We start from the raw sequence: 16,364 nt of genomic DNA on the forward strand, positions 1-16,364 counted from the left end.
CCCCAGTGGCAACATCAAATATCATCGCATAGACCGATGCTCCCTGTGCACTGTCTCGCGTCACGTCAAACGGAGTGCACACGCAGGTTTCTGGCGAAACCCGCTGTCGCGCACCATTGCGCGAATATGTTTCATATTCGCGCATCATACCATCTGCGCGGCTTTGGCCGCCCTTGCTTGCTTGTCGAGCTTCTTCTGATGCTGGGCGCGGAAATCGGGGCGCAGGTTCGGGGAACCTTCCCAAACACCGGCGGTATCGCCTTCGCCCACATCCTCAAAGAAGGCTTTCATATTGGCCATGCGGGCTTTATTCCCCATGGCCGCATTGATCACTTCGGCCAGTGACCCCGCCCCTGCCGGACCCATCAAGGGGCGCGCGGAAATCAGGTTGGTGAAATAGAGGCCGGGAATGCCTTTTTCTTTGGCCTTTTGCACAACAGGCGTCGTACCAATGGCCAGATCAGGCTGGATCGCTTCCATCGCGGCGCAATCATCTTCCAGGCTCGCGCGGAATTTGACCTTCACACCCTTGGCTTCGAGCCAGGCTGCATCATCCGCAGACCAGGGCGATTTCGCACAGGCCGTGCCGACATAAGGCACATCCGCGCCGCTTTCGATCAACAGACGCGCAACGAGGAGTTCAGAACCCTCATAGCCCGAGAGCGTGATCGTCCCCTTGATCGGTGCACCCGCAAGAGCGCTCTTGATCGCAGGCAGGAAAGCGTTTTGCGCCGCAGCAATCTGCGCGGCAGGCACGTTATAAGCATCCCCAATCGCGGCCATCCATGCGGCGGTGCCGTCATGACCCACGGGAGCGGAACCCACGACGGTACGACCGGCGGCCTGAAACTGACGCACGGCATCTGTATAAAACGGGTGGATCGCCGCGACGACACCACAATCAAGTGCGGCGTATAACTCACGCCATTCCCGGCAGGGCACAACGGGACCCGCGGCCAGACCCATCGGGGCCAGCATCGCGCCAATCATCATCGGATCCGCCGGGAACATTTCACCCAAAAGCGCAACCGTTGGACGGTCATGTTTGCCGCCAGCGGGTTTGGCTACGGGTCCGGCCTTAATTTCGCGGCGCGCATATTCCAGCATCGCACCGGCCAAGACGTCCTTGGCCTCTGCGTGGGTCGGCACACCAAAGCCGGGCACGTCGATACCGACGATCCGCACGCCGTTGATTTCATCAGGCAGCAGGCGCAAAGGCACGCCGCTGGCTGTCGGGACGCACAGGTTAGTCACCACAATCGCGTCATAATTAGCAGGGTCGGCCAGCTCATGGACACTCTCGCGGATGTCCTCGAACAGCTTGCCGGTCACCAGCGATTCCGAATTGAACGGCACATAACCAACAGAGCGTCGCGCGCCGTAAAAATGCGACACAAAGGTCAGCCCATACACACAACAGGCAGATCCAGACAGCACTGTCGCCACCCGTTTCATCCGCAGACCCACCCGCAGCGACCCGAAGGCGGGACACATGGATTGGGGTTTATCATGCGGGCCCATCGGATAATCGGCTTTGAATTTATCAAGAATTTCGGATTTGCCCGCGATACGGGCCGCCTCGGCCATCTCACCACCGGAATGACAGCCCCCACCGTCCTGAGCGATCTGGGGGACATCGCCCGGCACACGTGACACATCACCATGCGGGTGACCCTTGATCACCTCGGCATCTGTGGCCGCGTCATGTGTAACTTCTTTGTTCACTGATCAGTGCTCCGAGTGGTAAAGTGGGAAGTGCGCAACCTGTTTATCAACTCAAAGGACTGATCCGCTGCATCCCGGCTGCATTCCAACAGCTTCAGTGATTGCTGAAATTTATAGGCCGCTCTTTCAAGCGCCTGCTGTGATGTTTCAAAATGCTCAAGCTTAGTCATGCGGCTTTCTCATCGTTTCGTCGTCTTTGGCGTTTGGGATAAAACCAATGTCCTGCAAGAGGCGTTTGATCTGATCTTCACGGGCGGTTTTGAGTGTCTGTCTGATGTCGTTTTCAACAAAATGGTCCGGTTGCTCATGCTTCATCGTATACGACCTCCAAAGATGGTTTGGGTGCCGCGTTCTTGCCTCGCATATCTATGTCGGTGGCAGGGACCAGCACGTAATCGCCACCCGTTTCGGAGGCATCGAAAAGACCCAAGAGACCGTCTTGATCCAGCGGCGTCGGGCGCACCGGCGGGGCCACGGCGACATTGTCGCCCAGTTCCGCAAAGAGCTGGCCCCATTGAGATTGGGCAGTTCCAACAATCTGGTAATTCGCGGATTTCTTACGCAGGTCATCGTCTTGCGGGATCGAGGCGAGGACCGGAATATCGACCGCTTCGGCAAATGCCGCAGCCTCCCCGGTACCATCATCCTTGTTAATCACTAATCCGGCGACACCGACGTTGCCGCCCAGCTTGCGGAAATATTCCACCGCTGAACACACGTTGTTGGCCACATAAAGCGATTGCAAATCATTGGACGCCACAAGGATGACCTTCTGTGCCATATCGCGGGCAATCGGCAGACCGAAGCCGCCACAGACCACATCGCCCAGGAAATCGAGCAGCACGTAGTCAAAATCCCAGTCGTGAAAGCCAAGCTTTTCGAGCAATTCGAACCCGTGGATGATACCACGACCACCACACCCGCGCCCCACTTCGGGTCCGCCCAACTCCATAGCGAAAACACCGCCACGCTTGAAGCAGACATCCCCGATCTTGACCTCTTCACCGGCAAGTTTCTTGCGCGTCGAGGTTTCGATGATTGTCGGGCAGGCCTTGCCACCGAACAACAAAGAAGTGGTATCGGATTTCGGGTCACACCCGATTAGCAACACGCGCTTGCCCTGCTCGGCCATCATGTGGCTGAGGTTGGCCAGCGTAAAGGATTTGCCGATCCCGCCCTTGCCATAGATCGCGATGATCTGGGTTTTGGATGTCGGCTCGCCTTGGGGTACTTCGAGTGTCGGCTCTGCGGCTTCGTCGCGCAGGCGTTTGTCAAATTCCTTCAGGTTTGGAACGTCGCCTGCTTTCGGGTGCTTTTCGTCAACACTATCTTTCACGCTGCGTCCTTCCAGTTCAAAATCATTTTCAGGCATGTGGGATCGTTAAAAGCCTGTTCATATGCAGCAGGCGCATCCGTTGCCGGGGCCCGATGCGTAATCAAGCCATCAAGGCTCAAGGTGCCGCTTTCGACCAAAGCACGGGTCGCGGCGAGATCATCATGTGTCCATTCAGCAGCCACCCGGAACCGCGCCTCTTTCATGAAGGCGGGCGGGAAGGCAAAGCTGATAGGTTCTTTGTAAAAACCGGCCAGAACGATTTCACCACCCTTGCCGATGCAGCGCATAAGCATGTTCAAAATGTCCGCGCTGCCAGAGGCGTCATAAACGGACATGTAATCGGACCGCGTATCGTCCTCAGGGGCGATGACGGCGTAACCCTGCGCACCGCTGCGGCGCGAGGGGTCGATTTCCCAAACTGTCGGCGCAGGCGCACCCGCCGCCACGGTCAAGCGCGCCAGCAAGCGGCCCAGAACACCGTGACCAATGATCAGTTCGGGCATGGATTTATTCAGCCCGGCCATCGTGTGGCGAGCGGTGGCAGCCAGCGCCAGCAAGGCACCCTGCGCACCGTGACCGGCATCGATTCGCGTCACGCGGTCCGGTGCTGTGACCAAACGAGACGCCGCCCCGCCAAAAAGGCCAAAGGCCCCATCATAGCAATTGGCACCCGGCACAAAGACATGATCGCCGGGGCGATAGCCCGAATCCGGCGCGGCCTCGACGACTTCGCCGACGGCCTCATAGCCCGGCACCAGCGGATAACCCATACCGGGAAAAGGCGGCATTTCGCCCGTCCAGAAGAGTTTTTCAGTGCCCGTCGAGATACCGGAATGAAGAATATCAACCACCAGATCATTCGGACCCGGCGCGTTCAGCGTGAGCTGGTCAACGGCCAGTTCGCGCGGGCCGTTCAGAAGAACTGCAGTGGTTTCCAATTTTTTCTCCTCACCCGCGCTGCATGCCCTGTTCATCGCCAGAGACTCATTGCGCAATTTGTTTTCTTCTTGTCAGCTTAAACTTACAGACACAGGTGTCAACTAGAATAGACACTTTTGATGTCAGTTAATGTGGCTTCTGTGCGGTGAGCACCCGCGTGACAAAACTGCGCGCTGGTTTCGGGCTGTGGATCTTCTCAAACCCGGCCGCCTTGCAAAGCGCGGTGATCTCCGCAGGCGAACGGGCACGGCCGGTCTGCATGGCCATTGTGTAAAAGGCGAAATACACATCTCCCGCTGCATCCGGCGCCGATCCACCTCCCATCGGCTCAGAAATCAACAACCGGCCACCAGCAGGCAATGCGGCATAAACCGCGCGCAACAGCGCCTCGATGGTCTCATCCGCGTGATCATAAAGAACCCGAATCAATGAAATCATATCCGCGCCCTGCGGCAAGGGATCATCGCGAAAAGACCCCGGACAGATTTGCACACGCGTGCTCATCCCGGCGGCATCGAATCGCGCGCGGGCCGCCGGCGTAACCTGCGGCAGATCAAACAGCGTCATTTGCAGCGACGGCGTCGCCTGCCCCACAGCTTCCAGAAACGCGCCTGTGCCGCCCCCGATGTCCAGCAGATGTTTTGCACCCTTGAAGGAAACCGCACGCAGGGTATCTTCGGCCACCAAAAGTTGGCTCTTCGCCATAAGATCAGAATAGGTTTCGGCCACCACGGGATCAATGTCACCGCGCGCACCAAACACATAGGGCCAGAAGTCCGACAGTTCCGTTTGCGCAGGTCCGCGCAGCAACCCAACCGGATCCGCGAGGTCCGCATAAAACGCACGGTGGTGGCGGATCATCGCGTCAAGACCCGGCACACCCATCAGCGCAGCGCCCTTGCGCGCGAGGGCAAATCGCCCTGCCCGATCCCGTTTCAGAAGCTTCAGGGCGGCTGCGGCTTGCAGTAGAACCTGCATCCGCTCGGTCGGTATCTGCGTTGCGCGCCCCAGCATCTCGGCGCTTTGCGCGCCCCCTCGCAGACGGCGGAAAATGTCAAGCTCGACCAACGCCATGAGCACCTGGCTTTGCACAAAACCCTGCACGACATCGAAAAGCACCGCGCCGTCTTTGCGCGCCTGCCGACGTGTCAGGGGGAATTTACTGGCCCAGCTTTGAAAGCCCGGACGGGCCACAAGCCGGTTCAACCAGCCGCCGCGCCATTCCGGCAGATCGCCCGCCGTCTCAGACATTGCTGCGCGCAGCCGTCACATTGGGTGCGACGGGCGTCAACCGTTCGGCATACGCGCGCACCATTTCGGCCAATTGCGCCTCGCCGGGGCAGGATGGAATTGAGGCAATCGCCCCACCCAGAATATCCTTGAGCCGTGAAATCGCGCCCTGAACCCCAAGCAAGGACACCGCATTCGGGCGCCCATGCAGATCGTCCTGACCCACGGGTTTGCCCAGCGTTTCCGCGTCATAAAGCGCATCACGCAGATCATCGGCAACCTGAAAGGCCTCGCCGATGCGCGCGCCCAATTCAAACCACGGCTCGGCTTCCTGGCCCGCCGCAACCGCGCCCATCTGGGTGGCCGCAATGAACAGCGCGCCGGTTTTCGCCTGGTGATAGGCGGAGAGATCAATCTCAGCTTCGCTTTCCCAACCCTGCCCGGCACAGATACCGCCCGGCATGCCGGTGCGCTGCGCGAGCGTCACGATCATCTGCGCCACACGCTCGGGGGCAAGACCGGATTGGCGCGCCAGTATTTCAAAAGCCAATACGATCAGGCTGTCCCCGGTCAGAACGGCCAGAGGCTCGGAATAGGCTCGGTGCACCGTCGGTTTGCCGCGCCGGATTTCAGCGTCATCAAAACAAGGAAGGTCATCGTGCACAAGGCTCGCACAATGGATCAACTCCAGCGCCGAGGCAGCCGCATCCGACAGCCGGGGCTGATCATCACCGCAGGCCAGGGCCACAGACATCAGAATAGTGGGGCGAATTCTCGCACCGCCCGGCGCTGTGGCATATTCAAGTGCTGAGGCCAGCCTTGGCGGCACCGCGCCACGCCCCTGCCCCACGGCCACAGCCGATGATATTGCGGTCTCAATTCGCGTATTCAGGCCCATGCATCATTCCTCTCACCGGCAATGCGTCACTTTAATTTGACACTAAAGTGTAAATCATACTGGACACTTTACCACTTCGAGTCAACAATCACATATGGATATTACGACCCCTTCCGTTTTGCCCCATCGACCCGACGCCATTGTGATCGGCGCGGGGATCGCGGGGCTGGCTGGCGCGCTGCGTCTGAACGCGGGCGGTATGGCGGTGACATTGCTGGAACGCCACAGCCATACCGGCGGCAAGATCAGAACCATGCAGAGTGACGCAGGCCCGGTCGATGCGGGGCCGACGGTCCTGACCCTGCGACATGTGTTTGATGATCTATTCGCCTGCGCCGGTGCCCGGCTTGAGGATCATGTGACATTGATCAAACAGGAGATTCTGGCGCGCCACTTCTGGTCCGATGGATCGCGGCTCGACCTGCACAGCGATCCCGATGCCAGCATCGCGGCCATTGCGGATTTAGCAGGCGGCAGGGCCGCGGATGAATTTCGCCGTTTCAATACGCGCACGCAACAGCTGTTTCAGGCCTTCGACGCGCCGATGATGCAGGCCGCAACACCCAAGATGACGCAGCTTGTGACGCGCGTTTTGCGTCAGCCCACACTGATCCCGGCGATGGCCCCGCTCTCTACTCTGGCGCAAATGCTTGAGCGCCAGTTCAGCGATCCGCGTCTGGCGCAGCTCTTTGGCCGATATGCGACCTATGTGGGCGGCGCGCCGCATCTGAGCCCGGCGATCCTGTCGCTGATCTGGCAGGCCGAAGCGGCGGGCGTCTGGGTCGTCAAAGGCGGGATGCATCATCTGACCGATGCGCTGACACGCTTGGCCATCGCGCGGGGCGTCACGTTGCGCGGCGACAGTCATGTGGACCGGATCACCCTGCGCGACGGGATCGCCACCGGTGTTGAACTCAACGGATCAGAACATCTTGAGGCCAGCACGATACTATATGCCGGCGATCCGCGCGCTTTGGCAACGGGCAGCATGGGCAATGATCTGAAGAACGTGGCCCCGCAGACGGCACGGCTCCCACGGTCCTTCTCCGCGCGGGTGCACAGCTTTGCGGCGACGCCGAAGGGCCCGGAGCTTGCCCATCACAACGTGTTTTTCGCAGATGACCCGCAATCGGAATTCCGGGACCTGTGCGAGGATCGTATCCCGCGTGATCCGACCCTGTACCTTTGTGCCGAAGATCGCGGTCAAGGCTCAAAACCCTCTGCGCTGGAGCGGTTCGAGATGATCTCGAACGCCCCGGCGACACCCACATCGACCCCCCCAATGGATTTGGACAAATGGCATCATCAGACCCTGCACAGGTTGGCGGATTTCGGGGTGAGCATGTCACCGACACCGACGACCACAACGATCACGACACCGCAACACTTCGCCGCGATGTTCCCACAGACACAGGGCGCGCTCTACGGGCAAAGCCCGCACGGGCTGACCGCATCGCTGCAACGGCCCACTGCGCAGACCCCGATCAAAGGCCTGTGGCTGGCGGGCGGCGGGACGCATCCGGGGGCGGGCGTGCCCATGGCGACCCTCTCCGCGCGGCACGCGGCAGAGGCGATCTTGCGCGCCCGAACTTCGACGTCCACGTCGGGCCAAACGGCTACGCCTGGTGGTATGTCGACGGCCTGAGCGATTGTGGCACCCGTGCGGTTTCCGTGATCGGGTTTATCGGCTCGGTGTTTTCACCCTGGTATCGCTGGTCCGGGCGCAAAAACCCGCAAAACCACGTCTGCATCAATGTCGCGACCTATGGTCCGGGCGGGCGGTTCACCATGACGGATCGCGGGGAATCCGCACTGCGCCAGACCGGCGCGCGCCTTGAGGTCGGCCCCTCCATGATGCGTTGGGAAGGCGACCAACTGGTGATCGACATCGATGAAATATCCGGCCCGCCCCTGATCAACCGCATTCGCGGACAAATCCGGGTGATCCCCTCCGCGCTCACCGGTCTCGAATTGCCGCTGACACCGGATGGCGCGCATATCTGGCGACCCTTTGCGCCGACCTCGCGCATTGAGGTCGATATCGACCGCCACGGCTGGCAGTGGCAGGGCGAGGGGTATTTCGACGCGAATTTTGGCACGCGCGCGCTGGAAGAGGATTTCAGCTATTGGACATGGGGTCGCTTTCCGACGAAATCCGGGGCGACCTGTTTTTATGACGCAACCCGGCTGGATGGCTCGACGCTCGCGGCGGCCTATCAATTTGACGCGGATGGGAACGGGCGCTCGATCCCCCTGCCCCCGCTGGCCAAAATGCGCCGCAGCCTGTGGGCGGTCAAACGCGAAACGCGCGCCGATGCCGGGTTCAAACCGCGCCAGACCCTGAACATGCTGGATGCGCCGTTTTATTCCCGCTCCGCCGTGCAGACCCAGATTGACGGCGAAATCGTGACCGGCGTGCATGAAGCGCTGGATTTACGGCGTTTTCGCAGCCCGCTGTTGAAACCGATGCTGGCCGTCCGCGTTCCCCGGCGTAAGAACTGGAATTTTAACACAAGCCCTGCGGGGTCATAGCCCGATGCGTGGTTCAAGTGCTGCGATCACACCGCGCAATTCGGCCAGCCCCTTGAGGCGACCAATTGACGGGTAACCGGGCTGTGCGCGCCGGTTGAGATCATCGAGAATATCCTGCCCATGATCCGGGCGAAACGGGATCGACCAATCTGCGCGCCCGGAGGCCTTGCGGCGCGCTTCCTCTTTCAAAACGGCCTCGACCAGCGCCACCATATCGGTATCCCCGCCGAGATGTTCGGCTTCATAAAACGAACCACGCACATCCGAAGTTTCGCGCGTCACGTTGCGCAGGTGCAGGAAATGCACGCGGTCCCCCAGACGTGCCATCATCCCCGGCAGATCATTGTCAGGCCGCGCACCAAGGGAGCCGGAACAGAGCGTGATGCCATTGGCCGGGCTGTCCACCGCCTGCATGATTTTGACGTACTGCTCCTCAGACGACATGATCCGGGGCAGGCCCAGCAGCGCAAAGGGCGGATCATCCGGATGACAGCACAGCCGCAGGCCGAGTTCTTCCGCCAGTGGCACCACCTCGGAGAGGAAATCAATCAGATGGGCGCGCAGGGTGTCCTCGGACATGGCGGCATATTCGGCCAAATGCGCACGCACATCCTCCAACGTGAATTTTTCAGCCGCGCCGGGCAGGCCAAAAACAACGTTGCCCGCGAGCGCGTCACGCTCTGCGCCACTCATCGCCGCATATCGGCGCGCGGCGGCCTCACATAGCGCCGCGTCGTATTCCTCAGCCGCGCCCGGACGTTGCAGGATGTGCAGGTCAAAGGCCGCGAAATCAGTTAGATCAAACCGCATGCAGGTGGCCCCGGACGGCAAGCGGTGGGTCAGGCTGGTGCGGGTCCAATCGAGCACCGGCATGAAATTATAGCAGATCACCTTGATCCCGGCCGCTGCGAGATGGCGCATGGATTGACGGTAGGCATCTATATGCGCGCGCCAATCGCCCTGCTGTTTCTTGATATCCTCCGAGACCGGCAGGCTTTCCACCACATCCCAGGCAAGGTTGGAAGGTGTCCCATCCTCCATATGCGCCAGAACGGCCTGGCGCGCGGCGATTTCCTGCTCGGTCCAGACGGTGCCGGTTGGGATGTGATGCAGAGCGGTGACGACCCCTTGCACACCCGCCTGAAGCATATCGTCTATTGAGACCTGATCCTTCGGGCCAAACCAGCGCCATGTCTGTTTCATCTGACATTCCTCCACATCCGCCCCGGCGCGACCCGAAGCTTGCAGCAATCCTAGCATAGAGATGAGTTGCTGACTAGTATGGAAGTATGGTACAAAACACTGGGGAGAACGAATCGTGCTGTACACAGGGAGCAAGGAGAGACTGGAGCCATCACGGCCCATCGCGCCACAAATTCACGGCATCCTGCGTGCGCGTATCATACGCAACGACCTCACACCCGGCAGCCGAATTTCAGAATCCGAAATCGCCGCAGCCTATAGCGTGAGCCGCCAGCCCGTGCGCGAAGCTTTCATCCGGCTGGTTGGTGACGGTCTGGTGGCCATCCTGCCCCAACGCGGCACGATCGTGCGCAAGATTGAGTATAGTGGCGTGATTGACGCGCGTTTCCTGCGCGAAGCCATCGAGGCCGATATCGTCAAGATCCTGGCACAAACCCCCGATGCCGCGCTGATTGCGGATCTGCGCGAGCAACTGGAGCGTCAACGCCAATGCGACGCGGACTCGCGTACAGGGTTCATCGCGCTGGATGAGGAATTCCACCGCACCTTGGCGGCCGGCGCGGGCAAGGCCGGTGCCTGGGCGCAGATCGAGGGATTGAAATCCCAGATGGACCGTGTGCGGTTCCTGTCGCTGGTGCAATTTCCCGTAGATCGCCTCATTGAACAGCACGCCGATATCGTCAACCAGATCGAGTCCGGGGCCATCGTGACTGCCGACGTCGCCATTCGCATACATCTACGCGAAGTGCTGAACGATCTGCCAAAGGTAGTCGAGGCCTACCCTGAATTTTTCGAACTGCCGGTCGCGGGGATTTCCCAGCCGGTCCATGCACCCATCCAAGGAGGAGACACCACATGACATTCGCAACGACATTCAAAGGCTTAGCCGCCGCCGTTTTGGCCGCGGGATTTATCGCAGCCCCGGCAATGGCACAGGAACGCACGCTAAAACTCGGCCACCTGGCCAATGAGGAGAACCCCTGGCATCTGGCCGCGGTGAAATTCGGCGAAGAGCTTTCGACGCTGACCGAAGGGCGCATCACCGTCGAGGTCTTCCCAAACGAGTCGCTGGGCAAGGAAATCGACCTGATCAACGGCATGCAGCTTGGCACCGTGGATATGACGATCACCGGCGAAAGCCTGCAAAACTGGGCACCCATGGCGGCGCTGCTCGCCGTGCCCTACGCCTATAAATCCATCGAGCATATGGACGAGGTCGCCTCCGGTGACATCGGCGATCAGATCAAGGCGCAGATCGTGGAAAAGGCGCAAATTCGCCCCATCGCGTTTTTCGCCCGTGGACCGCGCAACCTGACCTCAAACCGTCCCATCGCCTCGCCCGCTGATCTTGATGGGTTGAAAATGCGCGTGCCCAATGTGCCGCTTTTCATTGACGTGTGGTCCGCGCTAGGAGCCGCCCCCGGCCCGATGGCGTTTTCCGAGGTCTTCACCAGTCTGCAAAACGGCACCATTGAATCGCAGGAAAACCCACTGGCGCTGATCCGTTCCGCCAGCTTCAACGAGGTGCAAAGCCACGTCAACATGACCGAGCATGTGCGCTCCTGGATCTACCTGACGATTGCCGAAACCACATGGGCTTCCCTGAGCGAAGCCGATCAGGGCGCGGTCATGGAAGCCGCCGCGCGCGCGCAAACCTACGAGCGTGGGTTGTTTGAAGCGAGCCTCGCCGCAGATCGCGCCTATCTGGAGGCCAATGGCATGACATTTGTCGACGTCGACGGCGCGGCCTTTGCAAGTGCCGCAAAAGACGCGGTGCTGGCCAATGTCAGCGATGAAATCAAACCCATCGTCGAAGGCCTGTTCGCCGAATAAACCAAACCCCACCGGTGCCGCCCCTTGTGGCACCGGTTTCCCGTTCGGAGCCACAAGCATGCATCGTACCATCCAGACCATCACGTTTATCGCGCGGCTTGGGGCCGGTCTTGCCTTTGCGCTGCTGCTCGCGGTGGTCCTCATTCAGGTAATCGGACGTCTGACCGGCGCATCCCCCGTCTGGACCGAGGAACTCACCCGCTTTGCGCTCCTTTATATGGTGGCTTTTGGCGCGGGGCTCGCCTTTCGTTCCGGTGATCTGGTCAATGTCGATGTGATCTGTGAATTCCTGCCCGGCAAACTGCCCTGGCTACTCCGCCTGCTCGCGGGGCTTGTGACGGCGGGGCTCGCGCTCTATCTGCTGCCCCATGCTTGGCGCTACGTCGCCATCGGCAAAATGCAAACCGCTCCGGCCCTCGGGATCCGCATGGATTTTGCCCATTTCACCGTCTTTCTGATGATCGCAGGGCTGGCCCTTTTCGGCGCGCTGCGGATTTTCGGCATGCTCAGCGGCACAGAGGATGGCCTGCCCGACAAGAAACCCGAAGAGGTGGATAACTGATCCATGGAAGTCACCATTCTCTTTTCGGTCTTTATCGCCGGGCTGGCCCTTGGCATCCCCGTGGCCATTACGCTCGGCATTTCCTCGCTGGCCTATCTGATACTTGCGGGTATCCCGCCCGTGGTCATGCCGCAGAAAATGTATGCGGGCATGGATGTGTTCGTGCTGCTGTCGATCCCCGGTTTCATCCTGGCGGGGAACCTGATGAACCGGGGCGGTATCACGCAACGCATCATTCGTTTTGCCAATGCGCTGGTGGGCTGGATACGCGGCGGGCTGGGCCTGACCAATATCGCCGCCTCAATGCTGTTTGGTGGCATCACCGGAACGGCGGTCGCGGATGCCGCCTCCATCGGCGGGGTAATGATTCCCGGCATGAAAAAGGCCGGCTACCCGCCCGCCTTCGCCGCTGCGATCACCGCCGCCTCCTCTACGGTCGGGCCGATCATCCCGCCCTCAGTGCCGATGATCATCGTCGGCGCACTCTCGGGGATTTCTGTGGGCAAGATGTTCCTCGCCGGGGCCATCCCCGGTATCCTGATGGGGCTGGCGATGATGGTGACATGCTATATTATCTCCGCGCGGCGCGGTTTTCCGCATCAACCCTGGCGGGGCTGGTCCGAGGTCGCGCGCTCCTTCGGTGGTGCCTTCTGGGCGCTGGCCATGACCTTCCTGATCATCTACGGACTGCTCTCCGGCCTCGCGACACCTACCGAAACCGCCGTGATCGCCAGCGTCTATGCGTTTTTCGTAGGCGCCTTCATCTACCGCGAACTGCCGATACGCGCGGTGCCAACCATACTCTGTGACAGCGCAATTTCCGCCGCCGGTATCCTCGCGCTGGTCGGTTTTGCCAATGTGTTCGGCTGGATCCTCGTCTCCGAGCGCATCCCGCAGGCCATCGCCGCCGGTGTTCTCTCCCTGACCGACAATAAATTCCTGGTGATCCTGATCATCAACCTGCTGTTGCTCTTTGTGGGCATGTTCATGGAAACCATCGCCGCGTTGATCATTCTCTTTGTGCCGCTCCTGTCTCTGGCCACGGCGGTCGGGATCGACCCGCTGCATTTCGCCACTTTTGCGGTGCTCAACCTGATGATCGGGCTGACGACACCGCCGGTGGGCGTGTGCCTCTTTGTCTGCGCTGGCATCGCGCGGCTGCCGCTCGCGCCCGTGGTCGTGGCGATCCTGCCGTTCCTGCTGACCAATATCCTCGTGCTGCTGGCCGTGTCATACTTCCCGCCGCTTGCCACCTGGCTGCCCTCCGTATTGGCACCCTGATTTGTCCACGAAAGGTCTGTTTTCGCCCCGCCACTGGCGGTATGGTGACGGGTAGCCGCATCCGATACGGCAAAGGGGGAGCCCGCAGAGCGATGAACGACCGATTAGAAAAGGGCATGGCGATCCGCCGTTCGGTTCTGGGCGACGCCCATGTGGACCGCGCCGAGGCGGATAAGACCGAGATCGACGCGGCCTTTCAGAACCTCATCACGCAAAGCGCCTGGGGCACGGTCTGGGCCTCCGACGCCATTAGCCGGCGCGAACGCTCGATGATCACGCTGGCGCTCTTGGCCGCCACCGGGAATTTCGAAGAAATCCCCATGCATATCCGCGCCACCGCCCGCACCGGCGCGAGCCAACAGGACATCGTTGAAGCCTTCCAGCATGTGGCGATTTATGCGGGCGTCCCAGCGGCCAACCACGCCCTGAAACTGGCCAAACGCACCTACGCCGAGATGGCGGCGGAGGCCCCATGAGCCCGTCCGACCTTATCCAGCGGGACCGGCAATGGCACCCGCCCGCCCATGCGCCCGATTACAAGACCAGCGTGGCGCGCTCTCCACACAATGCGCTGCTGTCGTTGCAAAACACCGACAGCGAATTGACCGGGCCGACCTTTGGTCACGATGATATCGACGCGGGCGACAATGACCTGCTGCGCAATTACGCGCAAACCGGCGATCCGATTGGCGAGCGGATCATCCTGCACGGTCGCGTCCTAGACGAAAACGCGCGCCCCGTCCCCCATACGCTGGTGGAAATCTGGCAGGCCAACGCGGGCGGGCGATATCGGCACAAAAAGGACACTTATCTGGCCCCAATTGATCCTAATTTCGGCGGCTGCGGGCGCACGCTGAGCGATGATCAGGGCCGCTATATGTTTCGCACCGTCAAACCCGGTGCCTATCCCTGGCGCAATTGGGTCAACAATTGGCGCCCCGCCCATATCCACATTTCGGTCTTCGGCACCGCCTTTGCGCAACGCCTGATCACGCAGATGTATTTTGAGGGTGATCCGTTAATCGCCAAATGCCCCATCGTGAATGCGATCCCCGATCCGCGCGCGATTGGGCAGCTTGTGGCGGCGCTTGACCTCAACGCCAGCGCGCCGCTGGATGCCATCGCTTATAAGTTCGACATCGTGCTGCGCGGGCACCGATCCACGCATTTCGAAAACCGGCCCGAGGGGAATTGATCATAGTACAGGCTTTGAATTACCTCAAGGAATCCGCCTCCCAAACGGCAGGGCCTTTCGTGCACATCGGGCTGGCGCCGGGGGCCGCGGGCTTTGATATCTATGCCCGCGAGCTTGGCCATGACATCATCGGCCCGAATGCAAAAGGCGAACGGATCACCGTCACCGGCACCGTCACCGATGGCACCGGCGCGCCGGTCAAGGATGTACTGATCGAGGTCTGGCAAGCCAATGCTGCGGGCATCTATCCCGGCAAGGGCGCGGTGGAAAACAGTTTTCGCGGCTGGGGTCGGGTCATCCCCGATTTCGACACTGGGGTGTTCAGGTTCAACACCATCAAGCCGGGTGCTGTTCGGGGGCGAAACGATGTGATGATGGCACCCCATCTCAACCTCTGGCTGGTCGCGCGTGGGATCAATGTCGGGCTGAACACGCGGATGTATTTTGCGGATGAGAACACCGCGAATGCAAGTGACCCGGTGCTTGCCCTCATCGAACAGGCCAATCGCCGCGATACCCTGATCGCCAAAGCTGATGGTACAATCTATCACTTTGACATATGCCTTCAGGGCGCGCACGAAACCGTATTTTTCGACATATGAGGGTCTCATGACCAACCCCTGCATCATCTGCATCGCCCTGACCGGCTCGGTCCCGACCAAGGCGGATAACCCCGCCCTCCCGGTCACGATATCCGAACAGATCGAAAGCGCGCAGGCGTGTTTCGAGGCCGGGGCCAGCATTGCGCATTGCCACGTGCGTGATGATAACGGCAAACCCACCTCGGACCCGGAACGCTTTGCGCGTCTCAAGGAGGGTCTGGAAAAGCACTGCCCCGGCATGATCGTGCAACTCTCAACCGGGGGGCGCTCCGGCGCAGGTCTTGAGCGCGGCGGGATGCTGCCGCTGGCTCCTGACATGGCCTCGCTGACGGTGGGTTCGAATAATTTTCCGACACGCGTCTATGAGAACAGCCCGGATCTGGTGGACTGGCTTGCAGGTGAAATGATCAAACATGACGTGAAGCCCGAGATCGAGGCCTTTGATCTCAGCCATATCGTGCAGGCCACGCGCATGGCGGCGGATGGGCGGCTCAAGGGGCCGCTTTATGTGCAATTCGTCATGGGCGTAAAAAATGCCATGCCTGCCGATGAACGTATCTTTGATTTTTATATCGAAACGCTGAACCGTCTTGCGCCGGATGCACAGTGGTGCGCGGCAGGGATCGGCGCGGCGCAATTGACGCTGAATGAATGGTCGATTGCCAAGGGCGGCCACACCCGCACGGGACTTGAGGATAACGTCCGGCTGGACCGGGACCGGTTGGCCCCTTCAAACACCGCCTTGGTGAAACGCGCGGTCGACATCTGCGACAAATACGAGCGCCCCGTCGCAACCTGGACGCAAGCGCGCGACATTCTGGGATTGCGGGCGGTGAGCGCACCGACCTGATAGGCCCGCAAGGTCAAGGCACAGCATAGATACCAATCGTGCTGACCAGAAGCGCTAAGCAGACCAGAAACCCGCCGCCGATGATGCGCGCCAGCGACGTGGCGGTTGCGTGTTTTGGCGCGCGCGGGTTGCCCATGCATCCCTGTGGTGTCACTACCAATGACCGGGACGGCGATCC

17 protein-coding genes are annotated in these 16,364 nt (G+C 60.5%); 10 read left to right on the forward strand and 7 right to left on the reverse strand.

From position 1 onward, the window contains the following. Positions 1–144: 144 nt before the first annotated feature. From bchY to ROLI_RS20000, 5 genes are all read right to left on the reverse strand, one after another. Positions 145–1,725 carry a chlorophyllide a reductase subunit Y gene (bchY, locus tag ROLI_RS19980; protein WP_187429530.1) on the reverse strand — a complete coding sequence of 527 codons (1,581 nt, stop codon included), beginning with the start codon at positions 1,723–1,725 and terminating at the stop codon, positions 145–147. Positions 1,726–2,029: 304 nt separating this feature from the next. Beyond that, positions 2,030–2,989, reverse strand: a complete 960-nt coding sequence (locus tag ROLI_RS19985; RefSeq protein WP_187429580.1) for a chlorophyllide a reductase iron protein subunit X — start codon at positions 2,987–2,989, stop codon at positions 2,030–2,032. A gap of 68 nt (positions 2,990–3,057) precedes the next feature. After that, complete coding sequence (gene bchC, locus ROLI_RS19990) at positions 3,058–3,999, reverse strand: chlorophyll synthesis pathway protein BchC (RefSeq protein ID WP_187429529.1); 942 nt, start codon at positions 3,997–3,999, stop codon at positions 3,058–3,060. 127 nt (positions 4,000–4,126) lie between these two features. Next, a complete protein-coding gene (locus ROLI_RS19995; RefSeq protein WP_262386451.1) occupies positions 4,127–5,251 on the reverse strand; it encodes a methyltransferase in 1,125 nt (374 codons plus the stop codon). Continuing rightward, positions 5,244–6,128, reverse strand: coding sequence for a polyprenyl synthetase family protein (locus ROLI_RS20000; protein ID WP_187429528.1), 885 nt, complete (start codon positions 6,126–6,128; stop codon positions 5,244–5,246). Before ROLI_RS20000 ends, ROLI_RS19995 begins: the two co-directional genes overlap by 8 nt. Positions 6,129–6,222: 94 nt before the next feature. On the opposite strand from ROLI_RS20000, the gene crtD reads away from it, so the two are divergent. Both crtD and crtC read left to right on the forward strand, forming a co-directional pair. Continuing rightward, positions 6,223–7,773 (forward strand): 1-hydroxycarotenoid 3,4-desaturase CrtD, encoded by a 1,551-nt coding sequence (crtD, locus tag ROLI_RS20005; RefSeq protein WP_187429527.1) that lies wholly within the window; start codon positions 6,223–6,225, stop codon positions 7,771–7,773. A 26-nt stretch (positions 7,774–7,799) separates the two neighbouring features. Next, complete coding sequence (gene crtC / locus ROLI_RS20010; protein ID WP_187429526.1) at positions 7,800–8,660, forward strand: carotenoid 1,2-hydratase; 861 nt, start codon at positions 7,800–7,802, stop codon at positions 8,658–8,660. On the opposite strand, the gene uxuA is transcribed toward crtC, so the two are convergent. Then, on the reverse strand, positions 8,655–9,863 hold the full coding sequence (uxuA, locus tag ROLI_RS20015; protein ID WP_187429525.1) for a mannonate dehydratase: 1,209 nt from the start codon (positions 9,861–9,863) through the stop codon (positions 8,655–8,657). The two genes, crtC and uxuA, sit on opposite strands and share 6 nt — an antisense overlap. A 115-nt stretch (positions 9,864–9,978) precedes the next feature. On the opposite strand from uxuA, the gene ROLI_RS20020 reads away from it, so the two are divergent. From ROLI_RS20020 to ROLI_RS20055, 8 genes are all read left to right on the forward strand, one after another. Beyond that, entirely contained in the window at positions 9,979–10,722 is a 744-nt protein-coding gene (locus ROLI_RS20020) for a GntR family transcriptional regulator (RefSeq protein ID WP_316247426.1), read from the forward strand. Then, a complete protein-coding gene (locus ROLI_RS20025; protein ID WP_187429524.1) occupies positions 10,719–11,696 on the forward strand; it encodes a TRAP transporter substrate-binding protein in 978 nt (325 codons plus the stop codon). Before ROLI_RS20020 ends, ROLI_RS20025 begins: the two co-directional genes overlap by 4 nt. Before the next feature lie 58 nt (positions 11,697–11,754). Continuing rightward, complete coding sequence (locus tag ROLI_RS20030) at positions 11,755–12,258, forward strand: TRAP transporter small permease (protein ID WP_187429523.1); 504 nt, start codon at positions 11,755–11,757, stop codon at positions 12,256–12,258. 3 nt (positions 12,259–12,261) lie between these two features. After that, on the forward strand, positions 12,262–13,539 hold the full coding sequence (locus tag ROLI_RS20035) for a TRAP transporter large permease (protein WP_187429522.1): 1,278 nt from the start codon (positions 12,262–12,264) through the stop codon (positions 13,537–13,539). 92 nt (positions 13,540–13,631) lie between these two features. Beyond that, entirely contained in the window at positions 13,632–14,015 is a 384-nt protein-coding gene (gene pcaC, locus ROLI_RS20040) for a 4-carboxymuconolactone decarboxylase (protein ID WP_187429521.1), read from the forward strand. Next, complete coding sequence (pcaH, locus tag ROLI_RS20045; RefSeq protein ID WP_187429520.1) at positions 14,012–14,734, forward strand: protocatechuate 3,4-dioxygenase subunit beta; 723 nt, start codon at positions 14,012–14,014, stop codon at positions 14,732–14,734. Before pcaC ends, pcaH begins: the two co-directional genes overlap by 4 nt. 2 nt (positions 14,735–14,736) lie before the next feature. Further along, on the forward strand, positions 14,737–15,336 hold the full coding sequence (gene pcaG / locus ROLI_RS20050; protein WP_187429577.1) for a protocatechuate 3,4-dioxygenase subunit alpha: 600 nt from the start codon (positions 14,737–14,739) through the stop codon (positions 15,334–15,336). Between the two features lie 7 nt (positions 15,337–15,343). After that, positions 15,344–16,186 carry a 3-keto-5-aminohexanoate cleavage protein gene (locus tag ROLI_RS20055; protein ID WP_187429519.1) on the forward strand — a complete coding sequence of 281 codons (843 nt, stop codon included), beginning with the start codon at positions 15,344–15,346 and terminating at the stop codon, positions 16,184–16,186. A 13-nt stretch (positions 16,187–16,199) separates the two neighbouring features. On the opposite strand, the gene ROLI_RS20060 is transcribed toward ROLI_RS20055, so the two are convergent. After that, on the reverse strand, positions 16,200–16,322 hold the full coding sequence (locus ROLI_RS20060; protein ID WP_262386450.1) for a hypothetical protein: 123 nt from the start codon (positions 16,320–16,322) through the stop codon (positions 16,200–16,202). Between the last annotated feature and the right edge of the window lie 42 nt (positions 16,323–16,364).

This window comes from Roseobacter fucihabitans, from assembly GCF_014337925.2.
Classification (GTDB): Bacteria; Pseudomonadota; Alphaproteobacteria; order Rhodobacterales; family Rhodobacteraceae; genus Roseobacter; species Roseobacter fucihabitans.